Source organism: Metabacillus dongyingensis, from assembly GCF_019933155.2.
In the GTDB taxonomy this organism is placed as follows: Bacteria; Bacillota; Bacilli; order Bacillales; family Bacillaceae; genus Bacillus_P; species Bacillus_P dongyingensis.
Genome location: NZ_CP082944.1, coordinates 4,865,087 through 4,886,576 on the forward strand (window position 1 = coordinate 4,865,087; position 21,490 = coordinate 4,886,576).

The window sequence follows — 21,490 nt, forward strand, 5'->3', positions numbered from 1 at the left end:
AGCAGTTATATGTTCATTCGATTCGGATATGTATCAAGTGCATTAAACTTGTGGGACTGCTCTCCTTCAAAATCACTGACGTTTGCCCGCTATTCCAAGCTTGATGAAGAGGCTGGGATAGAAGCGCTCCATTCGGTTACAAAGCAGAATTTGGAGCATACTCTGCGGATGATTCATTACAATATCGCACATCAAATCGAACTTTACCGTTTCTCATCATCCCTGGTTCCGCTTGCCACTCATCCAGATGTGAAATGGGATTTTCTCACCCCTTTTCGGGACATTTTAAAAGAAATCGGGGATCTTGTACGAAGAAACAGCCTGAGAACAAGTTTTCATCCGAATCAGTTTACATTATTCACAAGCGACAAGCCTCATATTACGGAGAATGCGGTTATCGATATGCAGTACCATTATGACCTGCTAAAAGGCATGGGACTTGAAAAAGAAGGTTATATCAATATTCACGTTGGCGGAGCCTATGGGGATAAAAAAACAGCAACAGAACGGTTTTACAGCAATATAAAGAAGCTTCCACAGGATATCAAGCAGCGGATGACTCTTGAAAATGACGACAAAACATATACTGCATCTGAAACGCTTGCCATTTGTGAAAATGAAGGAATTCCGCTTATGTTTGATTATCATCACTACTGCGCGAACAAATTAGATGAAGATGATTTGGAAGAGCTGCTGGTAAGATTTGAAAAAACGTGGAAAGGCAAAGGGGCCAAGCCAAAAATACATATATCCTCCCCTAAGACTGAAAAAGAATTCAGAAGCCACGCTGATTACGTAGATCTGGATTTTATCATGCCCCTTCTGAAAAAGCTGAAGGAGATGGAAATGGATTGTGATTTTATGATTGAGGCGAAGCAGAAGGACCGAGCTGTTTTGAAGCTTGTTGAAGAGATTTCAGCTATTCGCGGGGTAAAACGGCTAAGCGGCGGTTCAATCAATTGGTAACAGAATCACAGGGTTTTGCCCTGTGATTCTGTTTTTATGAAAAGCCAATACTTATTGTATTGGGTTTGAAACCCGGTCCTATAAAACCCAACTCGCAAAAAACGCCATTCTATTAGCAAAAACCCTTCTTCTACTCGCAGGAATCACGGTTCAACTCGCGAAAAAGATCATCCAACTCGCATACCTCAATTTCAAACGAAAAAACTACATAAAAATGCCTGTTTCTAGCTGCCGTTGGCTATTTTATCGTAGATGCAGCTGACTATATAAAGAAAAATTCAGCTGCATTGGGTTTTAGACCCGGTTCCAAAGCACTCAACTCGCAAAAAACGCCATTCTATTAGCAAAAACCCTTCTCCTACTCGCAGGAATCTCGGTTCAACTCGCGAAAAAGATCATCCAACTCGCAAACCTCGATTTCAAACGAAAAAACTACATAAAAATGCCTGTTTCTAGCTGCCGTTGGCCATTTTATCGTAGATGCAGCTGACTATATAAAGAAAAATTCAGCTGCATTGGGTCTCAGACCCGGATCCAAAGCACTCAATTCGCAAAAAACGCCTTTCAATTAGCAAAAACCCTTCTCCTACTCGCAGGAATCACGGTTCAACTCGCGAAAAAGATCATCCAACTCGCAAACCTCAATTTCAAACGAGAAAACTACATAAAAATGCCTGTTTCTAGCTGCCGTTGGCTATTTTATCGTAGATGCAGCTGACTTTATAAAGAGAAATTCAGCTGCATTGGGTCTCAGACCCGGATCCAAAGCACTCAACTCGCAAAAAACGCCTTTCAATTAGCAAAAACCCTTATCCAACTTGTAAGAATCACGGTTCAACTCGCGAAAAAGATCATCCAACCCGCATACCTCGATTTCAAACGAAAAAACTACATAAAAATGCCTGTTTCTAGCTGCCGTTGGCTATTTTATCGTAGATGCAGCTGACTATATAAAGAAAAATTCAGCTGCATTGGGTCTCAGACCTGGTTCCAAAGCACTCAATTCGCAAAAAACGCCTTTCAATTAGCAAAAACCCTTATCCAACTTGCAAGAATCACGGTTCAACTCGCGAAAAAGATCATCCAACTCGCAAACCTCGATTTCAAACGAAAAAACTACATAAAAATGCCTGTTTCTAGCTGCCGTTGGCCATTTTATCGTAGATGCAGCTGACTATATAAAGAAAAATTCAGCTGCATTGGGTCTCAGACCCGGTTCCAAAGCACTCAATTCGCAAAAAACGCCTTTCAATTAGCAAAAACCCTTCTCCAACTTGCAAGAATCACGGTTCAACTCGCGAAAAGGATCATCCAACTCGCAAACCTCAATTTCAAACGAGAAAACTACATAAAAATGCCTGTTTCTAGCTGCCGTTGGCCATTTTATCGTAGATGCAGCTGACTTTATAAAGAGAAATTCAGCTGCATTGGGTCTCAGACCCGGATCCAAAGCACTCAACTCGCAAAAAACGCCTTTCAATTAGCAAAAACCCTTATCCAACTTGTAAGAATCACGGTTCAACTCGCGAAAAAGATCATCCAACCCGCAAACCTCGATTTCAAACGAAAAAACTACATAAAAATGCCTGTTTCTAGCTGCCGTTGGCTATTTTATCGTAGATGCAGCTGACTATATAAAGAGAAATCCAGCTGCATTGGGTCTCAGACCCGGTTCAAAAGCACTCAACTCGCAAAAAACGCCTTTCAATTAGCAAAAACCCTTCTCCAACTTGCAAGAATCTCGGTTCAACTCGCGGAAAAGATCATCCAACTCTCAAACCTCGATTTCAAACGAAAAAACTACATAAAAATGCCTGTTTCTAGCTGCCGTTGGCTATTTTATCGTAGATAAGCTAACTTTATAAAACAAATTCAGCTGCATTGGGTCTCAGACCCGGATCCAAAGCACTCAACTCGCAAAAAACGCCTTTCAATTAGCAAAAATCCTTCTCCTACTCGCAAGAATCACGGTTCAACTCGCGGAAACTGGCATCCAACTCGCACAACCTAGAAAACAAAAAAAGAACGGCCAATGGCCGTTCCTACAAAATTACATCTTTTCTGGTGCAGAAACACCGATTAATGAAAGTGAATTTTTCAGCGTAATTTGCGTTGCTCTCATTAGAGCCAAGCGCGCTTTACTTTTCTCTTCATTTTCTGGATCCAGTACTTTTTCTGCATTATAGAAGCTGTGCAGAGCAGATGCCACATCATTCACGTAATTTGTGATGCGATGCGGAATGCGTTTTGTTGCTGCTTCTGCCACTGCCTGCGGGAATTCACCGAGTATTTTCAGCAGTTCAATTTCTTTTTCAGATGAAACATCTGTGAAATTCAAAACAGCGTCATAAGATAATCCTTGTTCTGCTCCTTGACGCAGCATGCTTTCAATCCGTGCATGTGCATACTGTGCATAGAAAACTGGATTTTCATTGGATTGTGATGCAGCAAGGTCCATATCAAAATCCATGTGTGTGTCAGCGCTTCTCATTGCGAAGAAATAACGAACAGCGTCAAGACCTACTTCTTCCATCAGGTCACGCATTGTAACAGCTTTGCCTGTACGTTTGCTCATTTTCATTTTCTCGCCGTTTTTGTAAAGGTGAACAAGCTGAATAATTTCAACCTCAAGAGTATCCTTTTCATAGCCAAGGGCTTCAATAGCAGCCTTCATGCGCGGGATGTAGCCATGATGATCTGCTCCCCAAATGTTGATCAGCTTCGTAAATCCACGGTCAAGCTTATCTTTGTGGTAAGCGATATCCGGGGTTAAATACGTGTAAGAGCCGTCATTTTTAATTAATACACGGTCTTTGTCGTCTCCGAACACAGTGGAACGGAACCATGTTGCGCCATCTTCTTCGAAAATATGGCCTTTTTCACGGAGTACTTGAAGAGCCTGATCAATTTTTCCGTTATGGTAAAGGGAAGTTTCTGAATACCACACATCAAATGGTACACGGAATTCTTCCAGGTCCCTTTTCAATTTATCCATCTCGAATTTCAATCCGTATTCACGGAAAAATCCAAGACGCTCTTCTTTGCTTTCATTTGCAAAACGATCGCCGAATTCATCAGCAAGCTTTTTGCCGATTTCGATGATATCCTGACCATGATAGCCGTCCTCAGGCATTGCTGCATCTTGTCCGAGAGCCTGCAAATAACGGGCTTCAACTGAAAGTGCAAGGTTGTTAATCTGGTTTCCTGCATCATTGATGTAGTATTCACGTGAAACATCATAGCCCGCTTTTTCAAGAATATTGCAAAGAGAGTCGCCGACTGCTGCGCCGCGCGCATGTCCTAAATGCAAAGTTCCAGTCGGATTAGCAGATACAAATTCAACTTGAAGCTTCTCTTTATTGCCGATATTGACCTCTCCATAAGAGTCACCAGCTTCAAGAATGGATGGGATAAGATCTGTTAAGTATGAGTTGTTCATATAAAAATTGATAAATCCTGGTCCTGCGATTTCAATTTTTTCTATAGATGCTTTTCCTTTATCAAACGAAGCAACAATGTCTTCTGCAATTGCGCGAGGTGCTTTCTTAGCAACGCGTGCAAGCTGCATCGCCATATTTGTGGAATAGTCTCCATGGGCTTTATCCTTAGGCAGCTCAAGAATAGCATCCGGAATTTGACTTTCTTCTGCCAGGCCTGCCTTAAGCACTGACGCTTTAATTTCACCTTTTAACCGTTCTTTTACTTGATCAACGATGTTCATCCTTTTTCCTCCCTAAACATGATATGTAAAGTATGTAAATGCGAATCTTCTTCGCCAATCTGCAATTCATAATCAACTTTGATGATGCCGTTTGATTTCCCTTCCATTGTGCGGACGGAAATCGCTGCAGTAGTGGTTTCAAGCTGGAGCTGTCCGAATTGTGTCTGATAATTCGTGATCGTTTCGGTTCCTACAATAAAGCGCTGCTTCATTGAGATGGATCCGGACCTCATAATAAAAACCTCGTCGTCTTTGAATTTAACGACGGTTTTTACTTTTCCGTACTCGTGTTCCTCGTGATAGCTTAAATAGGAGGCGTTATTTTTAACATAGTGTTCACCGTTCGTAAAAAGCTCCAGGTTCTCTGAATCATCACCCTGGCTGATCTCGGTTTTCACGATAATTTGAACTGGTTTACTGACTGTCATTTTGACACATCCTTTTAAAGTATCCGCTATTAACTTATCTAGTATAAAGATTTCATGGAAAAAGTTCAATAGGATGGCAGGTCGTATTCATGGTTGACGTTCTGATATTATTTATACGTTTTTAAGAAAATATTCCCATATAAGAAAAAAGCCCCAGTCAAACCTGGAGCTTCTCCTCAAATTTAAGGACGCTTTTGCACCCAACCTAAAATCATTTCACGAATCAATTTGCTTGCCGTATTAGCCGTCTGCTCAGAGTTATCATAGATTGGAGCTACCTCTACAAGATCAGCGCCCACTACGTGAATATCCGAGTTTGCAATGGCATGGATGGATGCCAGCAATTCTCTTGATGTAATACCGCCAGCGTCTACCGTACCTGTACCGGGTGCGTGAGCCGGATCTAGTACATCAATATCAATTGTTACATAGACAGGGCGTCCTGCAAGCTTTGGCAGCACTTCTTTTAAAGGCTCAAGTACTTCAAACTTAGAGATGTGCATGCCGGCTTCCTTTGCCCATTGGAATTCTTCCCTCATGCCGGAACGAATACCAAATGAGTAAACGTTTGGTGGTCCAATCAGATTTGCGGCTTTGCGGATTGGCGTTGAGTGAGAAAGAGGCTCTCCTTCATACTCTTCGCGCAAATCCGTATGTGCATCCATATGGATAATCGCAAGATCTGGGTATTTCTTGTACATCGCTTTGATAACAGGCCATGATACAAGATGCTCCCCGCCCATACCGAGCGGGAACTTGTCCTCTGCCAAAACTTTATCAATGAAATCTTCGATCATATCAAGGCTTCGCTGCGGATTTCCGAATGGAAGCGGAATATCCCCTGCATCAAAATACTTCACTTCTTCAAGCTCGCGGTCTAAATACGCGCTGTATTCCTCAAGACCGATTGAAACCTCGCGGATGCGGGTTGGACCGAATCTTGAACCCGGGCGATAGCTGACTGTCCAGTCCATCGGCATTCCATAAAGGACAGCTTCACTGTCTTCAAATGTTGGATGACTTTTAATAAAAACATTGCCTGAATAGGCTTCATCAAAACGCATCGTATTTCCTCCCAATTATTTGATTAAGTCTGCTACAAATTTAGGCAGGACAAACGCTGCTTTATGAAGCTCTTTTGTATAATATTTTGTTTCAATTTCATGGAAACGCTCTTCGCTTACTTCTAATGGATCATATTTTTTTGAACCGATTGTAAATGTCCAAAGACCGCTTGGATATGTTGGGATGTTTGCTGTATATAAACGTGTAATCGGGAAAATTTCTCTTACATCACGCTGTACGTTTTGAATAAGCTCAGGCGTAAACCAAGGGTTATCCGATTGGGCAACAAAGATGCCATCTTCTTTTAACGCTTTTGAAATGCCTGCATAGAAGCCTTTTGAGAATAGGTTAACAGCAGGTCCAACTGGCTCTGTTGAGTCAACCATAATGACATCATACTCATTATCGCTCTTTGCAATATGCATGAACCCGTCGCCTACCTTCACTTCAACGCGCTCGTTTTCAAGCTCTCCTGCAATTTCAGGCAAGTACTTTTTAGAGTACTCGATTACTTTGCCGTCAATATCAACAAGTGTTGCTTTCTTAACGCTTGGGTGCTTCATAATTTCACGGATTACTCCGCCGTCTCCGCCTCCGACTACAAGTACGTTTTCAGGATTTGGATGTGTAAATAAAGGAACGTGCGCTACCATTTCATGATAAACAAATTCGTCTCTTTGTGAAGTCATAACCATGCCGTCTAAAAGCAGCATGTTGCCGAACTCCTCTGTTTCTACCATATCTAATTTTTGAAATTCAGTTTGCTCTGTATGTAAAGTGCGGTTAATTTTGATCGTGATGCCGAAATTCTCGGTTTGCTTTTCTGTAAACCAATGTCCTCCCATTTTAAAACTTCCTTTCTATATCAATTTTCTTAAAGCCCTAATTACGATTATACCCTAATCAACAAATACAATTCGCCAAAATTCGAGTTCAAAACCTCAGGAAAAAGTATAGATGAATCTAGCAAAATTGCAAGAAGAATTTTAATAGAGAAGGTTTAAAAAACCTTGGAAATTCTCATACTGGTAAGAAAAGCGAAAGCTCCTTGGCCAGCTCGTGAGGAAAATTGTCTTTTTCGCAGCTGGTTAGGCGCTCGAGCTGAACAAGAATGCAGGACATGATCTACTGCACTTAAATTTTTAAAGAAACAGAACAGATGAGGAAACGAGGTGGAGAAATTGGAAATCATCACACCCAGACGATTGAAAATCACGATAAAAGCTGTGCGTGCGGCAATATTTATTGGCCTTATATTATTTTTCATAGCATCAATTGTCCTTGCGGCGATTCTGCTTGCGGCGAAATGGCAGGGAGCTCCTTCCCTGTCTGTTCAGCAATCTTCTATTATGTATGCAAATGATGGATCTGAGATGGGAAAGACCCATCACGGCGGTAAAAGGTACTGGGTTGATCTAGATGAGATTTCTCCTTCCTTAATTGAAGCTACTGTTGCGATAGAAGACCGTCATTTTTATGATCACAACGGCTTTGACTACAAACGGATAGCAGGAGCTGCTCTTGCTGATTTAAAAGCAATGGCCAAGGTTCAGGGAGCGAGCACAATCAGCCAGCAATATGCGAGAAACCTGTTTTTGGTTCACGATAAAACATGGAAACGCAAGCTGACAGAAGCGTTCTACACTGTCAGACTTGAACTGAATTACAGCAAAGAGGAGATTCTAGAAGGCTATTTAAATACGATTTATTACGGTCATGGCGCTTACGGCGCAGAAGCTGCAGCCAATTATTATTTTGACAAATCCGCAAGTGAATTATCCATCAGTGAAGCAACCATGCTTGCAGGTATTCCAAAAGCGCCAAGCCTTTATTCGCCCTTTGAAAATGAAGAGCGGGCAAAAAGCAGGCAGGGTCTTATTTTGAAAACGATGGTGAATCAAAAAATAATCAGCCAAAAAGAAGCTGATCAGACGTATAATGAAGCGCTCAGCTACCGTTCTGTGAAAGATGTGAAAACAGCAGACATTGCTCCTTATTTTCAGGATGCGGTTATGAATGAGCTGTCAAAAAAGCTGAATCTAGATCAGACAACGATTGAAACGCGGGGTTTAAGAATTTTCACTACCTTAGATCCAGATATGCAGAAAATAGCTGAAGAAAAGATTGCAGATGTCATTGATGATGCATCTGACATCCAGGTCGGGTTCATGGCAATGGATCCAAAAACCGGCAGCGTGAAGGCTCTTGTTGGCGGCCGTGATTATGCAGAAAGTACGTTTAATCGCGCAACACAGGCAAAAAGACAGCCTGGTTCAACGATGAAACCGTTTCTGTATTATGCTGCCGTAAATAAAGGATTCACCCCTTCTACCCTTTTAAGGAGCGAACCTTACACATTTAAGTTTGAAGACGGCAAATCAAGCTATAAACCTGGCAATTACAACGGGTATTATGCAAACGGGGACATTACATTGGCTCAGGCAATAGCACTTTCGGATAATATATTCGCCGTTAAGACTCACCTTTATCTTGGAATGGATGAGCTGATTCAGACCTCTAAAAGCTTCGGAGTGACAAGCAAATTATCACATGTGCCATCCCTTGCTCTTGGAACCTCGCCAGTGCGATTGTCTGAAATGGTGAACGGTTATGGAATGCTCGCAAATGGCGGCAAGAGGATTGAACCTTCTTTTATTAAAAAGGTTGAGGATGCAGAAGGAAACGTGATTTATCAGAATGAAAAAGAGCAAGAACAAATCTTAAATAAAGAGGCGGCGTTCGTTACCTCGCATTTGATGACAGGCATGTTTGATGAACAATTGAATGATTATACGTCCGTAACAGGCCACACCATTATTCCGAAGCTCTCCCGCGAGTATGCAGGGAAATCCGGAACGACAAAAGCTGACAGCTGGATGATCGGCTTTGCTCCGCAGCTGGTGGCGGGCATCTGGACGGGCTATGATAAAGACAAAACGATTGATCTTGTTGCTGAAAGAGGGTACGCCAAACAAATATGGGCCGATTTTATGGAAGAAGCACTGGAAGATCAATCAGTTAAAGCATTTAATCCCCCTAAAGGCGTGATTGGCGTTTATATCAATCCTAAAACAGGCAAGCTTGCATCAGACGATTGTCCGGTTAAGCGATTTGCTTATTTTGTAAGGGGTACTGAGCCGACAGAGTACTGCACTGAGCATCTGGAGCATGGAAAACAGAGCGAGCCTCCTGCAAAAGCTCCTAAAAATCAGGATGAAACATGGTATAAGAAAGTCTTGAGATGGTGGGATTAACATTTATTTGCGAATATAAGTGATTTATTTTCGACATTCTGTCAATTTCTCGTCAGCCACATGAAAAACCCCGGACCTCATACGGTCCGGGGTTTTTCGTGTCCTAGCTTTATAAGCTATGTTCAGTTTACTAATAAGCGATTTAAAGCTCAAGAATTTGACAATTTGTTCACATAAACGTCACAGAATTGTCACGCTTCTCCGAGCCCTGCTTTTAGCTCCTGACTGGAATTTTTCCACATATCTGCATTATGGTTTTTCAGGAAGTTCACTAATATACCTTTTGACGCATCATCCATATGCTCAACCATAATGTGGCGCTTTAAGGATTTATCCATTTTATTTACATGCTCAGGAAGTGATTTATACCCTCTTCTGATTTCACGGTCTACTGTCATTTCACATGCAGTAACACCTGCATAATAAGGTCCCTCAGGCTTGCGGTCGATGGTCACCCATACGAGCCAGAACGGCTTTCCGTTTGGTACCTCTTCTTTGTTCGGAAGAAACTTGATTCCTTTTTCAACAACACTTCTGGCATGCATCGCACCGATGTCCACAAACGCTTCCCCTTCGGTTACATCAACGAAAACCGGTGAAATGTTATCGAGGCTGAGTGCGCCGACTCCGTATCCGCCGTGACCGTCCGTCGGATCGCTTTTAATGATATTAAAACCAATCTTTTTTTTCTTTTTATCTTGTTCCAAAGAAATGACCTCCTAGAAAAACGGGTTAAGTATTGATTCAAAAACAGTCATAACAATATCAGTCCCATAAGAGAAAGCTGGCTGTATTGTGTATTTATCCAAAGGTGTTAACACTAAAATTAAAAAGACAACCATGCCGTAGCTTTCAAACTGCGTCATTTTTGCCCGGATTCCTGACGGGGCCAAATCTTCAATAATCCGGTATCCATCAAGCGGCGGAAACGGAAAAAGATTAAAAATGAACAGCGTGATATTCAGGAAAATTAAAATGTTGAAAAACTGATGCAGGCCTTCCGCCATTCCTGAAGACAAGGAAGATAAAGCACCTGTACTTAAAAGTATATACCAAACAGCAAGCCCAATAAAAGCGATGACCAAATTGCTTAATGGTCCTGCTACAGAGACGAGAACACCCGCAAGGCGCGGATTCTTGAAATAAAACCGGTTCACAGGCACTGGCTTCGCCCAGCCAAAACCGGCAATGAAGATCAGCAGTGTACCGATCGGATCAAGATGGGCAAACGGTGACAGGGTCAGTCTCCCCTGATTCTTCGCAGTCGGATCTCCAAATTTATATGCTACATATGCATGTGCAAATTCATGAACCGTAAACGCAAGCGCCAAAACAATCACCACATACGGAATAAGCTCTAAATCAAACGCCAAAAACTCCACCAATCATTCTCCTTTGCAAGCGGCTTCGCTAAACATTCTATCCTCCATCAAGTATACTATAGAAGAATCCAACTACGATAGAAAAAGGAGAGATCAACATGCCATACGTAACGGTAAAAATGCTTGAAGGCCGTACAGAGGAACAAAAAAAAGCTCTAGTCGAAAAAGTAACCGCTGCTGTATCTGAAACAACAGGTGCTCCTGCAGAAAAGATTGCGATTTTCATTGAGGAAATGAGCAAAAATCATTATGCTGTGAACGGTAAGCGTTTGAGTGACGAGGATTAAGTACATATAAGGAAGACCGGCCTCTTTGGAGAGGGCCGGTTTTTTATTTCTAAAGAGCAGAGAAATTCCATATTAAAAATTTTTGATTTGCTTCAGCAATTAAACTTTGTTTTCAGCCAGAAAGGGGCAAATATAGATACAAAACTTCAGTATTAGCGACATTCACAAATATGAATTCATCTGCTTGGCTAATTGATTCCGGATTTTAGCTAAATAATATAAGATTTACGCTATTAATCTTGGGAAATCAGCTAATAAAATGTCATTTTAGGCTATAAATAAGGAACAGGACTATTCAAATCTGCTCAGGTTCCAATTCGTTATCTCAACTGCAGCATCTTCTTCCAGCCGCTAACCCTCCCTGGGCATAATAAAAATCCCGGAGCCAAATATGACCGCGGGAACTCTTTTATTGAACAACCTTCGTGCGAATGGACTCTATGTACGCATACGCCTGTTCAATTTCTTCTTCTGTGTATTTTTGCTTGCTCTTCAGGGTAAATACCTTCTCTTTCACTTCTTCTTTTTCAAGAGTGTCAAAGAAAAGGACCGTAGATACGAGCTCCAGGAATCTTGCTGACTGGCTGTTTAAGTCCTCCATACATTCTTTAAGAGGAGGCATCTCGAGCTCATAATGAGTTAAAAATTCCTCGCCTGCTTCTGTCAGGGAGTAGCGGTATTGAAAATAGCCGCCTTTTTTCTCATGCATTTCGTTCAGAAAGCCCAAATTGCACAGCTCTTCAATTCTGAGAGTAAGCTCCTCCGAATAAGGTCCGTAAAAATGAAAGTCATACTTTTCATAAAAAGGAAGATTGATTTTTTTTGCGATATAGATCATTTTCTGAAGCTTTTTCCGTCCGGTGATTTCTCCTGATGAAGAGAACACCTTCATCAGTTTTGCGTGTTCGTTAAGCAAACCCCAACACTCCTAACCTTGTATTTTCACACTATCTCTCTTTTTTTATAAGTTTAACAATTCCAAAATCCGTTTCTTGGCCGTTCGTTTTGCTGACATATCTTGAATGAGATCTAATGGAAAATACAGCTTATGGTCTGTTCTGCGTTTTCCGGATATCGCGTCTACTATTTCAGACTGACGGGAAAGCTCACGCAGGTCCCCATTCGGCAGCTGCAAATGAATCGGCAGCCTCTCCTCTTCCTCTCCCGGGCGATAGAAGTCATACGGAAGATCTGAAGATGAATCAACAACTAAATAATAGTCAGGATCAATGCCTGCCTTTTTAAAGAGAGCCGTAAGCTCCATCAGCTTTTTCATTTCCATTGTGGCTGCCGGATTAAACTCGGCATATTGAAACAAATTCCGGTTCATAAATCTTGTGCAAAGATCTCTCAATATAGGATCTGTCTCTTCCTGCCACTGCTGAAAATAGTACAGAACAACTGATTCATCCAATTTCAGATAATCCTGAGTTGTCACTTCATCTTCAAAAATGGAGTAAAAGTGAATGGGATCCTGCTTAAATGAGTAATAGTCTTTGTGCAGCTGTTTTGCACGATGAAGGATTTTCGTCAAAATTACTTCTGCACTGCGGGTTACCGGGTGGAAGTACACCTGCCAATACATCTGGTAACGGCTCATAATGTAATCCTCGACTGCATGCATGCCGCTTTGCTTAATCACGACCTGATCCTCGCGGGGCCTCATGACCCTGAGAATCCTCTCCATATCAAAATGACCATAGCTGACGCCTGTAAAATAGGCATCCCGCTGCAGGTAATCCATGCGGTCAGCATCAATCTGGCTTGAAATAAGGCTTACAACCTGTTTATTTTCATACGTTTTGGCAATGACTTCCGATACCTTCTTCGGAAAATCATCTCCCATGCGGCTTAGCACCTCATTCACTTCTGTCTCTCCAACAAGAATGTCACGCGTGAACTTTTCATGATCCAAATGAAACACTTTTTCAAAAGAATGCGAGAACGGACCATGTCCGAGATCATGCAGCAGTGCTGCACAAAGCGAAAGCAGACGGTCATCCTCATTCCATTCAGGACGCCCTTTAAACACATCGTCTACAATTCTCCGTACAATTTCATAGACTCCTAAAGAATGATTAAAGCGGCTGTGCTCTGCTCCGTGAAAGACTAAATAGGTCGTCCCTAATTGACGGATCCTGCGGAGTCTTTGAAATTCTTTCGTTCCGATTAAATCCCAGATCAGCTTGTCCCGTACATGAATGTATCTGTGAACAGGATCTTTAAATACTTTTTCCTCAGATAACTTCCCGCTCCGATAGGCCATCGCTTTCCCTCTTCCATCTTGACTTGTTTCCATTATATCGATTCTTTTTTGATGCAAACAACCATTTTTTAAAGGAATCAGCCGGATAAAAAAATCACCACTGCATGATAAGCCAATGGTGATATTATTTACTGATTTTTGTTTCGATCTTAACCATTAATTCGTCCTCGTTTGGTGCTGAGAGCGGACGATTATTTACAAATGCAAACGATTTTTTTCTTCCCGGACCGCAGTAAGATTGGCACCCGATATCAATTTTCGCTTCGGGATCAACCTTTTTCAGGCGGGGGAGCAACGTCTTAATATTGGTTGCCTGGCAATCGTCGCATATTCTGAATTCATTTGCCACCTTATTTACAACCCTTTCCTTCTATTGAATCACGTTCAAACACTATTTGGTATTTTACCGTTAATCGACCCTCATTGCAAGCCGGGGGAAATAACTTCTCATTATAGACAAATGTAAAAATAAAGAAAATCTAGTATCCTTGTAAAGTTTTTGTATAAAGCCCAGAGTTTCTGGTCAAAATGATAACAAGAAAATACACAACTATCTATCTAAGAAAAGCGCAAGCGCAAAGCCCCGCTCCGGCAGGCAGATAAAGGTCCGGCAGAAAAGTCCGGGTTTGACTTTTTTGGCAGAGCCGTTCCGGCCAAGGACTTGAAGGCGCTGAAGCTAGACATCAAAACGCAATATTTTATAGTTTCTAAAACTTAAAAAAGGGAGTTGAGACCATGAAGCAAAGACAAGATGCCTGGTCAGAAGAAGATGATTTATTATTGGCTGAAACCGTGCTCCGCCACGTTCGCGAAGGAAGCACACAGCTAAACGCATTTGAAGAAGTTGGAGACAAACTCAATCGCACATCAGCTGCCTGCGGTTTCCGCTGGAATGCAGTAGTCAGACATAACTATGAAAAAGCGCTTCAGCTTGCAAAAAAACAGCGCAAACAAAAGATGAGAGCAACCGGCAAGGGTCAGCCTGCCAAAAAACAATTGCTTTATTCTCCGCAGGAATCAGAAGCAGCACCGGAAATGACAGAAGCTGAATCTTTTGAGATTGATAATGAGGAACTGCCTGCAGTGACTCATCCTGTCTACAAAGAAGAGGTTTATAAAGAAGAATCTTATGAAATTCCATATACAGCTCGGAGAACACCTGCCGCATCTGCAGATCTTACAATGAACCAGGTTGTCGCATTTTTAGAATCTTATTCTTCAAACAATGAACATGTAAATGCCTTAAAACTTGAGAATGAGAGATTGAAACGTGAAAACTATGAGCTATCCAGACGCAATCAGGATCTGGCTGTAAAGGTTTCTCAGCTTGAACAGGATACTGTTATGGTTCAAGAAGATTATGAAACATTAATGAAGATTATGAATCGTGCAAGAAAACTAGTTTTATTTGAGGAAGAAGAGCGTCCGGCTACGAAGTTTAAAATGGACCGCAACGGCAATCTTGAAAAGCTTGCCGAATAGTGCGAAAAATGGAAGCAGCAAGTCAGCTTCGACAGACAGAACAAAATCCCCCGAAAAAGTCCGATTCGACTTTTTGGGGGATTTTGTTCTGGCCTAGGAGTTAGGTGATGGAGCTAGACATAGAAGCGCAAAACTTTATACTGCTAAGCTCATAAGAAAACACATCAGAAACAAACCTGATGCGTTCGTTTTTCTATTGCACAGTTCCAAACACTTTTTCATTCCGGTCATACATGCGAAGCAGATTTTTTTCAAACAGCACCTGTTCATCGACAGACAGTGCAGCAGCGTAAATTCTGCCGCTCAGGTCCTTTAAGGTTTTCAGAAACGACAGCATAAGAGTTTGAACAGTAATTTCATCATGAAGCAGTTCGCTTAAGGATGCCATTGTTTCAGGAACAATTTGAGGATATACAAATTTCGTCGGTTCACCTTTTTTCGCAAGCTCATAAAATCTGCGTATCAATTCCGCCCTCCAAGCTCCGCTGCCGTTGGCACAAAGATAAATTTGAACAGCGATGCCCCCGCGCAGTCTTCGCTGTGAAATTCCGGCGAATTTTTTCCCGCCTATGCTTAAGTCATAGCTGCCTGGGCAATAAGATCCCGTTATTTCTCTTGCTTCTATCTCAGTACCATAGTCCGCAAGCATCCGCTTAATCAGGTCCCACATCGTGTCATAGCCGCGATTGATATCGATCCCCTTTTCAGTTTCAGGGAAAATCAGTGATATATTAAGAACCCCTTCATCTAAAACAACAGCAAGGCCGCCTGAATTTCGTACGATCACGCGATACCCCTGTTCTTTTAAATAAGAGATTCCATCCTGTAAATAAGGAAGCTTTGTATCTTGAATGCCAAGCACAATCGTTTTGTGGTGAACCCATGTCCGGGCCGTTGCAGGTGAAGTGCCGTTCCCGACCGCTGCACATAACGTATCATCCATCGCAAAGGACTGTCTCGCATCAAAATGAGGTCCGAGACTGGACTGATCGACAATCTTCCATTCATTTTGTTTTAATAAGGTTTCAAATGACATGTTGATGAAATCCTCCCGAGTTTATAAGCATGTATATTATAGCATGAACAATCGGAAATATTGATGCATAAAAAGAGACAGCCTGCTCTCAGGCTGTCTCTCATTTCTCACTATTAAACCGCTTGTCCAGCAGTAATCAGTGCAAGCTTATAAACATCTTCTGCATTACATCCGCGTGAAAGATCGTTCACAGGTGCATTCAAGCCTTGCAGAATCGGTCCGACTGCTTCAAAGTTTCCTAAGCGCTGTGCAATTTTGTATCCGATGTTCCCTGCTTCTAGGCTTGGGAAAACAAATACGTTTGCATCGCCTTTGATGACAGAGTCCGGTGCCTTTGATTTTGCTACAGAAGGTACAAATGCAGCGTCAAATTGGAACTCACCGTCTAACACAAGGTTAGGCTCCATTTCTTTTGCTATTTTTACCGCTTCAGCAACGCGCTCTGTTTCAGGTGATTTTGCAGATCCTTTTGTTGAGAAGCTGAGCATAGCAACTCTAGGTTCGATATCAAACATATCGGCTGTTTTTGCACTTTCGATTGCAATCTCAGCAAGATCTTGGCTATTAGGCGAAATGTTGATTGCACAGTCAGCAAATACATATTTCTCGTCGCCGCGAACCATGATGAAGACACCTGATGTTTTCTTGACTCCCTCTTTTGTTTTAATGATTTGAAGCGCCGGGCGAACTGTGTCTGCCGTTGAATGAGCAGCACCGCTTACTAAGCCGTGAGCTTGTCCAGTGTACACAAGCATTGTTCCAAAGTAGTTTTCATCAAGCAGGATTTTTTGCGCCTGCTCTTCTGTAGCTTTGCCTTTTCGGCGTTCTACGAAAGATTGAACAAGCTCGTTCATGCCTTCAAATGTATTAGGGTCATAAATTTCGACACCATCTAACGTAAGATTCAGTTCATCTGCTTTTTTCGTAATCTCCTCATTGCTGCCGACAAGAATCGGTTTTAGAATTCCTTCTCCAGCCAAACGGTTTGCAGCAGTAAGAATACGCTCATCCATTCCTTCAGGAAAAACGATTTTAAGCTCTTTTCCAGTTACTTTTTCTTTTAAAAGAGTAAATAAATCAGACATTACAAAACCTCCTAATTAGTATAAATCCATTGATCCAAGATTAAGGATACTCCACTTACAGACAAATTCAAACAGCCGCGGGCAAATAGAGCGCTTACACCTTAAATTCTTTATTTTCACAATTAACTAACATTTAAACTTATGTACTTCCTTTATAATATGGACAATGAAGGCTGTTTCCATTATGGAATGGACAAACTATGGTATAGTTAATAGGTAATTAAGAATGATGAAACGGAGTGAACTTATATGAGTGAAGCTGCACAAACGTTAGATGGCTGGTATTGTTTACATGATTTCCGCGCAATGAACTGGGCGCTTTGGAAAACAGTAAGCAGTGACGAGCGTCAAGCAGCAATTTATGAGTTTCAGGGTTTGCTTGAAAAATGGGGAATTGCTGATGATCAAAAGCAAGGCAGTCAGGCATTATATTCGATTGTCGGACAAAAAGCTGACTTTATGCTGATGATTTTGCGCCCTACTATGGAAGAGTTAAATGTTATTGAAACAGAGTTTAATAAATCGAAGCTTGCTGATTATACTCTGCCTGCATATTCATATGTATCTGTTGTAGAGCTCAGCAACTATTTGCCTGCTGGTGAAGATCCATACCAAAATCCTCAAGTGCTTGCCCGTCTTTATCCATCTCTTCCTGAAGCAAAGCATGTCTGCTTCTATCCGATGGATAAACGCCGCAATGGCCAGGATAACTGGTACATGCTTCCGATGGATGAGCGCAAAAGCCTGATGCGCAGCCATGGCATGATCGGCCGCCAATACGCTGGAAAAGTAAAGCAGATTATTACAGGCTCTGTCGGTTTTGATGATTTTGAATGGGGTGTCACGTTATTCTCAGATGATGTTCTTCAGTTCAAAAAACTTATTTACGAAATGCGTTTTGACGAGGTCAGCGCACGTTACGGCGAATTTGGCACATTCTTTGTAGGAAACATTCTTCCTGCCGATAAATTGTACGGATATTTTCATATCTAAGGAACGATAGTATAAGCCCTTGCCTAAGCCGGCAAGGGCTTTTTATATATAATAAAAACAGCACCGTCGGCAATCCTCAGCGCCTAACTCCCCAGTCAGGACGGCTCCGCCAAAAAAAGCAAACTAGGGCCTTTTTCAGAAGATCCTTCTCTGCCTGTCGGAGCTGACCAAGGCATTTCCGCTTTTCTTAGTGTCATAACACTGCCTTTCCCATCATACCTATTAATGAGTAAGACCTAATTTTTTTCATCTAATCACCTTATACAACCAGATGTTTTTTCATAAGGCAGGTGATGACATGGGAGTGATTTCCTATACATCAAGGAAGTTATGCTGCCTGCATGATTGATCCGTGCAGAGAGCGAAGGAGATGGCAAGCTCGGCATGTTCATGGCTGGAAATGTTGGAGTAAGTCTGGTTCGTGCTGAATGTCTCGATTTTAGGGATCTAACATCGCTTACCAGATGATCTTCCAAAAGCCGGGCGGATTTGAGGCTGCAGAAAAGGGTTATTATTATCAGGATGCAAGGCAAAGCAGGATTGATTTGGCCAAAAAAGGCACCAGCGGTCAAAGATTTCATCCGGCAGCCAATTCCCTTTGGTTTTCGGATCTTTCGGAAAATGTCCGGGAACCTGGTATAACCAGCCGAATACAGGAAGGTTCAAATCGCCCTTTTTCTTTTCGCCTACTCGAGCAAATTGTCCTGACGTTTTTTAATTTTTTCTATCTAAGGAGGTACAACATGAATTCAGCGTACAATCAGTTTGGAGCAGGCTTCAATCCATATGGAGCCGGGTATGATTACCGTCAGCAGCAGCCGCAGTATGGCTATCCCCAACAGCAGCAACAGCAGGGCGGCCAGCAGCAAACACCCACTCAGGCTCAAGGCGGAATGCTGCCGCTAGAGGAATCGTACATTGAGAATATACTTCGTTTAAATCGCGGGAAAGTAGCTACAGTCTATATGACGTTTGAAGCCAGCAAAGAGTGGAACTCTAAAATTTTTAAAGGTGTCATCGAAGCCGCAGGACGAGATCATATTATTTTAAGCGATCAAAAAACAGCAAAAAGATACCTGCTGTTAATGGTTTACTTAGACTATATTACGTTTGATGAGGAAATTGCTTATTATTATCCGTATGATATGACTTCATATCCTCCAAGATAATCGTACAGGGCATACATGAAAGATGTATGCTCTTTTTGTGCAAAAAATGGTCCGCATTAACCCTTCCAATAATAGCGCTCATCTTTCTCCTGATCTTCGCTGGTTTCTTCAAGGTCACGCTCATTTCTGCTTTGAAACAGGGTAAGCGTCTGTTTTTCGATGTCAGATGGATTTACAGCGGCTGCATGTTCTGCCTCTCCATCTTTTCCTTTAACTGCATCTATTAATTGTTCCATCAGAACGTTGCGCTTTTCTTGCTGTTTTAAAAGAGCTGCCAGACCGAGCAAGAGGCTCCCGGCTGCAAGTAATGTAACATAGACGGAGAAGGACGGAATGTACTGCCATATCATTAAAGACGCGGGGCTTCCATATTCACCAAGTTCTTCTTCCAGCGACTTAAAAATGAGTGATATATGATTTAATGCACCTGATACACCTGATAAAATCATCAAACTGCCTATAATCAAAAGCACCTTCTTCACGTTTTAAACCACCCTTTTTTTTCTTATTTTACCATGTATTGTGTGATAGGGATAATAGATTTGCAGGTTAATTATCGATTCCTGAGGTTTATGATCAAATTGATACCCCTTCCCTTTTTCAAAAAAAAAAGAGTCCCGCAAAGGACTCCTCCAATTCTATAAAAACTTCACAACTGCAATGATCATCATTACCCAGGCAATTAAAAATGAAAGGCCTCCGAGCGGTGTGATGGCACCAAGAACACTAATTTGAGTAACGGTTAAGACGTACAGGCTTCCGGAAAATAAGAGAATTCCGATAAACATGAGCCAGCCCGCCCATGTCAGCATGCCTGCCTGCGGAAGTTTGTCGATTAAAAAAGCGATAACGAATAAACCGCCGGCATGAAACATTTGATAAGTGACGCCTGTCTGCCAGATTTTCAAGTATTTCTCAGGTACCTTTCCTTCAAGCCCATGAGCTCCGAATGCGCCTAATGCGACGGCCAGAAAAGCGTTTGCTGCAGCAAGTATTAAAAATAGTTTCAAGATTATCTTCTCCTCGATTTTGAAATCAGCCTCTAGTTTTCATCTTACCCTATCATTTCTTTAAATCAAGACAGACAGCCGATTCGTCAACAGATGTTCAAATCTTTGGATTCTTGTTTTTATTTTTATCATCACCTTGTCCATCCTCATCCTCCTGCATATATTTTTCCTCGTGAAAGGCGACGGGTGCCTGGCCGGTTATTTCATCAAAAGGAGTATAATACGTTGTTACAGTCTGCTTTTTGACAATAATTTTATATAATCCTATGAAAACCAGGATGATGATTGGAAATGAAATGACGGCTAGATTTACAAAATCACTCGGACTCATAAAACCGCCTCCTGTTTAAAAATCAAATATAGAATCCCCGTTCACGACGCCCTCTTCTTTTTTCTTGTTGTTAAAATTAGATGCTCCCATCATTTTTTGAAGCTGAAGGGAATCCACTTGATTCGGAGAAGGCTGCTTCGTTTCATAGCGCTCTTCCGCCTGCTCTTCAAGCACCAGATCACATAGTGTTTTCACTGCAAGCAGTCTTTCTCTTACTTCTGAATCACTTGATCCGTGCATGGCACCGTGAATTTCTTTTTCCATTTTTGCAAGCAGCTTTGAAATATGTATATCCATCCTGCCGTTCCTCCATTTCTTTGGTATTTCTATATCGCATGAAACATTATCTTTTTGAAGTGTATTTCATACAGGCTTCACCTGATGATTTCATCACGGTTACAGAAGGTCTTACAGCAGATTTAAAACCGTAAGCCCTGCAGCCGTTTGGAAAATCCCTGTCCCAAGTGACATAGTAATACGTGCATTTTAAGCAGTTGATCGGTTGATTCTTCATATCCTATATCCTGCCTTTATTCTTATCCTTGTAACCTATTATACCAATAGACGCTCTACATCGCCTGAAAAAAAGGGGTTTAACTTTTACCGGTTAGTGCTATTTAAACACTAAGTAACCTAAAAGGAGAGTGAATGAAAATGAAACCAGCTGTAAAAGAATACACAAATGACGAACTATTAAAAAATGACGTAATGGAACTGAAAAGTAAAGGTGTCGACAAGCACGACATTTATATTCTCTCACATGATGATGAACGCACAAACCGTATAGCAAACAATGCAGAAGCGAATACCATCGGCATCTCTGAATTAGGTCTTGGAAGTGCGGTGGGCAACATTTTCAGCAAAAAAGGCGATGAGCTTCGCACAAAATTAGAAGAAGTCGGATTCAGCTCTGCAGAAGCAGAACGCTATGAAGAAAAGCTTGATGAAGGTAAAATCTTATTGCTTGTTACAGATCATGAGCGTGTAACAGGCTGGGTATAATCAGTTAAGAGGA

Annotated in this window: 23 protein-coding genes and 1 pseudogene; 8 read left to right on the forward strand and 16 right to left on the reverse strand. The window is 41.7% G+C overall.

Annotated elements, in window-relative coordinates:
• Positions 1–9: 9 nt before the first annotated feature.
• Entirely contained in the window at positions 10–966 is a 957-nt protein-coding gene (gene uvsE / locus K8L98_RS24015) for a UV DNA damage repair endonuclease UvsE (protein WP_223438684.1), read from the forward strand.
• 2,050 nt (positions 967–3,016) lie between these two features.
• Here uvsE and argS read toward each other — a convergent pair.
• The 4 genes from argS to speE form a co-directional block, all read right to left on the reverse strand.
• Entirely contained in the window at positions 3,017–4,687 is a 1,671-nt protein-coding gene (argS, locus tag K8L98_RS24020) for an arginine--tRNA ligase (protein ID WP_223438685.1), read from the reverse strand.
• Positions 4,684–5,115: a YwiB family protein gene (locus K8L98_RS24025; RefSeq protein WP_223438686.1), complete on the reverse strand. Its 432-nt coding sequence runs from the start codon at positions 5,113–5,115 to the stop codon at positions 4,684–4,686. The genes argS and K8L98_RS24025 overlap by 4 nt, the downstream gene beginning before the upstream one ends.
• A 182-nt stretch (positions 5,116–5,297) precedes the next feature.
• Positions 5,298–6,179: an agmatinase gene (speB, locus tag K8L98_RS24030; RefSeq protein ID WP_223438687.1), complete on the reverse strand. Its 882-nt coding sequence runs from the start codon at positions 6,177–6,179 to the stop codon at positions 5,298–5,300.
• A 15-nt stretch (positions 6,180–6,194) separates the two neighbouring features.
• Positions 6,195–7,025: a spermidine synthase gene (gene speE, locus K8L98_RS24035; protein ID WP_223438688.1), complete on the reverse strand. Its 831-nt coding sequence runs from the start codon at positions 7,023–7,025 to the stop codon at positions 6,195–6,197.
• Between the two features lie 336 nt (positions 7,026–7,361).
• Here speE and K8L98_RS24040 point away from each other — a divergent pair, with 336 nt between their 5' ends.
• Complete coding sequence (locus tag K8L98_RS24040; RefSeq protein ID WP_223443750.1) at positions 7,362–9,434, forward strand: transglycosylase domain-containing protein; 2,073 nt, start codon at positions 7,362–7,364, stop codon at positions 9,432–9,434.
• A gap of 191 nt (positions 9,435–9,625) precedes the next feature.
• On the opposite strand, the gene K8L98_RS24045 is transcribed toward K8L98_RS24040, so the two are convergent.
• Positions 9,626–10,141, reverse strand: a complete 516-nt coding sequence (locus K8L98_RS24045) for a YwhD family protein (protein ID WP_223438689.1) — start codon at positions 10,139–10,141, stop codon at positions 9,626–9,628.
• A gap of 12 nt (positions 10,142–10,153) precedes the next feature.
• Entirely contained in the window at positions 10,154–10,819 is a 666-nt protein-coding gene (locus K8L98_RS24050; protein WP_223438690.1) for a site-2 protease family protein, read from the reverse strand.
• A 95-nt stretch (positions 10,820–10,914) separates the two neighbouring features.
• Between K8L98_RS24050 and K8L98_RS24055 the strand changes: the two genes are divergently transcribed.
• Positions 10,915–11,103 carry a 2-hydroxymuconate tautomerase gene (locus K8L98_RS24055; RefSeq protein WP_101567289.1) on the forward strand — a complete coding sequence of 63 codons (189 nt, stop codon included), beginning with the start codon at positions 10,915–10,917 and terminating at the stop codon, positions 11,101–11,103.
• Between the two features lie 409 nt (positions 11,104–11,512).
• Here K8L98_RS24055 and K8L98_RS24060 read toward each other — a convergent pair whose 3' ends face one another.
• The 3 genes from K8L98_RS24060 to K8L98_RS24070 all read right to left on the reverse strand — a co-directional run bounded on the left by K8L98_RS24060 (position 11,513) and on the right by K8L98_RS24070 (position 13,718).
• On the reverse strand, positions 11,513–12,019 hold the full coding sequence (locus K8L98_RS24060) for a YwgA family protein (protein ID WP_223438691.1): 507 nt from the start codon (positions 12,017–12,019) through the stop codon (positions 11,513–11,515).
• A gap of 45 nt (positions 12,020–12,064) precedes the next feature.
• A complete protein-coding gene (locus K8L98_RS24065; protein ID WP_223443751.1) occupies positions 12,065–13,369 on the reverse strand; it encodes an HD domain-containing protein in 1,305 nt (434 codons plus the stop codon).
• A gap of 124 nt (positions 13,370–13,493) precedes the next feature.
• Positions 13,494–13,718 carry a YuzB family protein gene (locus K8L98_RS24070; protein WP_223438692.1) on the reverse strand — a complete coding sequence of 75 codons (225 nt, stop codon included), beginning with the start codon at positions 13,716–13,718 and terminating at the stop codon, positions 13,494–13,496.
• 386 nt (positions 13,719–14,104) lie between these two features.
• Here K8L98_RS24070 and K8L98_RS24075 point away from each other — a divergent pair, with 386 nt between their 5' ends.
• A complete protein-coding gene (locus K8L98_RS24075; protein ID WP_223438693.1) occupies positions 14,105–14,851 on the forward strand; it encodes an RsfA family transcriptional regulator in 747 nt (248 codons plus the stop codon).
• A 193-nt stretch (positions 14,852–15,044) separates the two neighbouring features.
• Here the strand turns inward: K8L98_RS24075 and lipL are convergent, their stop codons facing one another.
• Positions 15,045–15,887: an octanoyl-[GcvH]:protein N-octanoyltransferase gene (gene lipL, locus K8L98_RS24080; RefSeq protein ID WP_223438694.1), complete on the reverse strand. Its 843-nt coding sequence runs from the start codon at positions 15,885–15,887 to the stop codon at positions 15,045–15,047.
• A 113-nt stretch (positions 15,888–16,000) separates the two neighbouring features.
• On the reverse strand, positions 16,001–16,972 hold the full coding sequence (gene pta / locus K8L98_RS24085) for a phosphate acetyltransferase (protein WP_223438695.1): 972 nt from the start codon (positions 16,970–16,972) through the stop codon (positions 16,001–16,003).
• A gap of 249 nt (positions 16,973–17,221) precedes the next feature.
• On the opposite strand from pta, the gene hemQ reads away from it, so the two are divergent.
• The 3 genes and pseudogenes from hemQ to gerQ all read left to right on the forward strand — a co-directional run bounded on the left by hemQ (position 17,222) and on the right by gerQ (position 19,134).
• The gene (gene hemQ, locus K8L98_RS24090; RefSeq protein WP_223438696.1) at positions 17,222–17,965 is read left to right on the forward strand and encodes a hydrogen peroxide-dependent heme synthase; all 744 of its coding nucleotides are present in this window, start codon (positions 17,222–17,224) and stop codon (positions 17,963–17,965) included.
• Positions 17,966–18,310: 345 nt separating this feature from the next.
• Positions 18,311–18,683: pseudogene (locus K8L98_RS24095) on the forward strand (cell wall hydrolase).
• A 25-nt stretch (positions 18,684–18,708) separates the two neighbouring features.
• Complete coding sequence (gene gerQ / locus K8L98_RS24100; protein WP_223438697.1) at positions 18,709–19,134, forward strand: spore coat protein GerQ; 426 nt, start codon at positions 18,709–18,711, stop codon at positions 19,132–19,134.
• Between the two features lie 56 nt (positions 19,135–19,190).
• Here the strand turns inward: gerQ and K8L98_RS24105 are convergent, their stop codons facing one another.
• From K8L98_RS24105 to K8L98_RS24125, 5 genes are all read right to left on the reverse strand, one after another.
• Positions 19,191–19,616: a hypothetical protein gene (locus K8L98_RS24105; protein ID WP_223438698.1), complete on the reverse strand. Its 426-nt coding sequence runs from the start codon at positions 19,614–19,616 to the stop codon at positions 19,191–19,193.
• Positions 19,617–19,772: 156 nt separating this feature from the next.
• Complete coding sequence (locus tag K8L98_RS24110; protein ID WP_070878805.1) at positions 19,773–20,144, reverse strand: DUF423 domain-containing protein; 372 nt, start codon at positions 20,142–20,144, stop codon at positions 19,773–19,775.
• Between the two features lie 97 nt (positions 20,145–20,241).
• A complete protein-coding gene (locus K8L98_RS24115) occupies positions 20,242–20,475 on the reverse strand; it encodes a DUF3951 domain-containing protein (RefSeq protein WP_223438699.1) in 234 nt (77 codons plus the stop codon).
• A gap of 15 nt (positions 20,476–20,490) precedes the next feature.
• Positions 20,491–20,772, reverse strand: a complete 282-nt coding sequence (locus K8L98_RS24120) for a YwdI family protein (RefSeq protein ID WP_223438700.1) — start codon at positions 20,770–20,772, stop codon at positions 20,491–20,493.
• 46 nt (positions 20,773–20,818) lie between these two features.
• The gene (locus K8L98_RS24125; RefSeq protein ID WP_223438701.1) at positions 20,819–20,989 is read right to left on the reverse strand and encodes a uracil-DNA glycosylase; all 171 of its coding nucleotides are present in this window, start codon (positions 20,987–20,989) and stop codon (positions 20,819–20,821) included.
• 140 nt (positions 20,990–21,129) lie between these two features.
• On the opposite strand from K8L98_RS24125, the gene K8L98_RS24130 reads away from it, so the two are divergent.
• The gene (locus K8L98_RS24130; RefSeq protein ID WP_223443752.1) at positions 21,130–21,477 is read left to right on the forward strand and encodes a YflT domain-containing protein; all 348 of its coding nucleotides are present in this window, start codon (positions 21,130–21,132) and stop codon (positions 21,475–21,477) included.
• Positions 21,478–21,490 lie beyond the last annotated feature (13 nt).

What these genes read in the sequence shown, in the direction of transcription:
- speE (WP_223438688.1), bottom strand. Translation starts at nt 7,025, where the DNA reads ATGGGAGGACATTGGTTTACAGAAAAGCAAACCGAGAATTTCGGCATC.
- uvsE (WP_223438684.1), top strand. Translation starts at nt 10, where the DNA reads ATGTTCATTCGATTCGGATATGTATCAAGTGCATTAAACTTGTGGGAC.
- hemQ (WP_223438696.1), top strand. Translation starts at nt 17,222, where the DNA reads ATGAGTGAAGCTGCACAAACGTTAGATGGCTGGTATTGTTTACATGAT.
- gerQ (WP_223438697.1), top strand. Translation starts at nt 18,709, where the DNA reads ATGAATTCAGCGTACAATCAGTTTGGAGCAGGCTTCAATCCATATGGA.
- K8L98_RS24130 (WP_223443752.1), top strand. Translation starts at nt 21,130, where the DNA reads ATGAAACCAGCTGTAAAAGAATACACAAATGACGAACTATTAAAAAAT.
- argS (WP_223438685.1), bottom strand. Translation starts at nt 4,687, where the DNA reads ATGAACATCGTTGATCAAGTAAAAGAACGGTTAAAAGGTGAAATTAAA.
- K8L98_RS24125 (WP_223438701.1), bottom strand. Translation starts at nt 20,989, where the DNA reads ATGAAGAATCAACCGATCAACTGCTTAAAATGCACGTATTACTATGTC.
- K8L98_RS24065 (WP_223443751.1), bottom strand. Translation starts at nt 13,369, where the DNA reads ATGGCCTATCGGAGCGGGAAGTTATCTGAGGAAAAAGTATTTAAAGAT.
- K8L98_RS24025 (WP_223438686.1), bottom strand. Translation starts at nt 5,115, where the DNA reads ATGACAGTCAGTAAACCAGTTCAAATTATCGTGAAAACCGAGATCAGC.
- speB (WP_223438687.1), bottom strand. Translation starts at nt 6,179, where the DNA reads ATGCGTTTTGATGAAGCCTATTCAGGCAATGTTTTTATTAAAAGTCAT.
- K8L98_RS24055 (WP_101567289.1), top strand. Translation starts at nt 10,915, where the DNA reads ATGCCATACGTAACGGTAAAAATGCTTGAAGGCCGTACAGAGGAACAA.
- K8L98_RS24075 (WP_223438693.1), top strand. Translation starts at nt 14,105, where the DNA reads ATGAAGCAAAGACAAGATGCCTGGTCAGAAGAAGATGATTTATTATTG.
- K8L98_RS24115 (WP_223438699.1), bottom strand. Translation starts at nt 20,475, where the DNA reads ATGAGTCCGAGTGATTTTGTAAATCTAGCCGTCATTTCATTTCCAATC.
- pta (WP_223438695.1), bottom strand. Translation starts at nt 16,972, where the DNA reads ATGTCTGATTTATTTACTCTTTTAAAAGAAAAAGTAACTGGAAAAGAG.
- K8L98_RS24120 (WP_223438700.1), bottom strand. Translation starts at nt 20,772, where the DNA reads ATGGATATACATATTTCAAAGCTGCTTGCAAAAATGGAAAAAGAAATT.
- lipL (WP_223438694.1), bottom strand. Translation starts at nt 15,887, where the DNA reads ATGTCATTTGAAACCTTATTAAAACAAAATGAATGGAAGATTGTCGAT.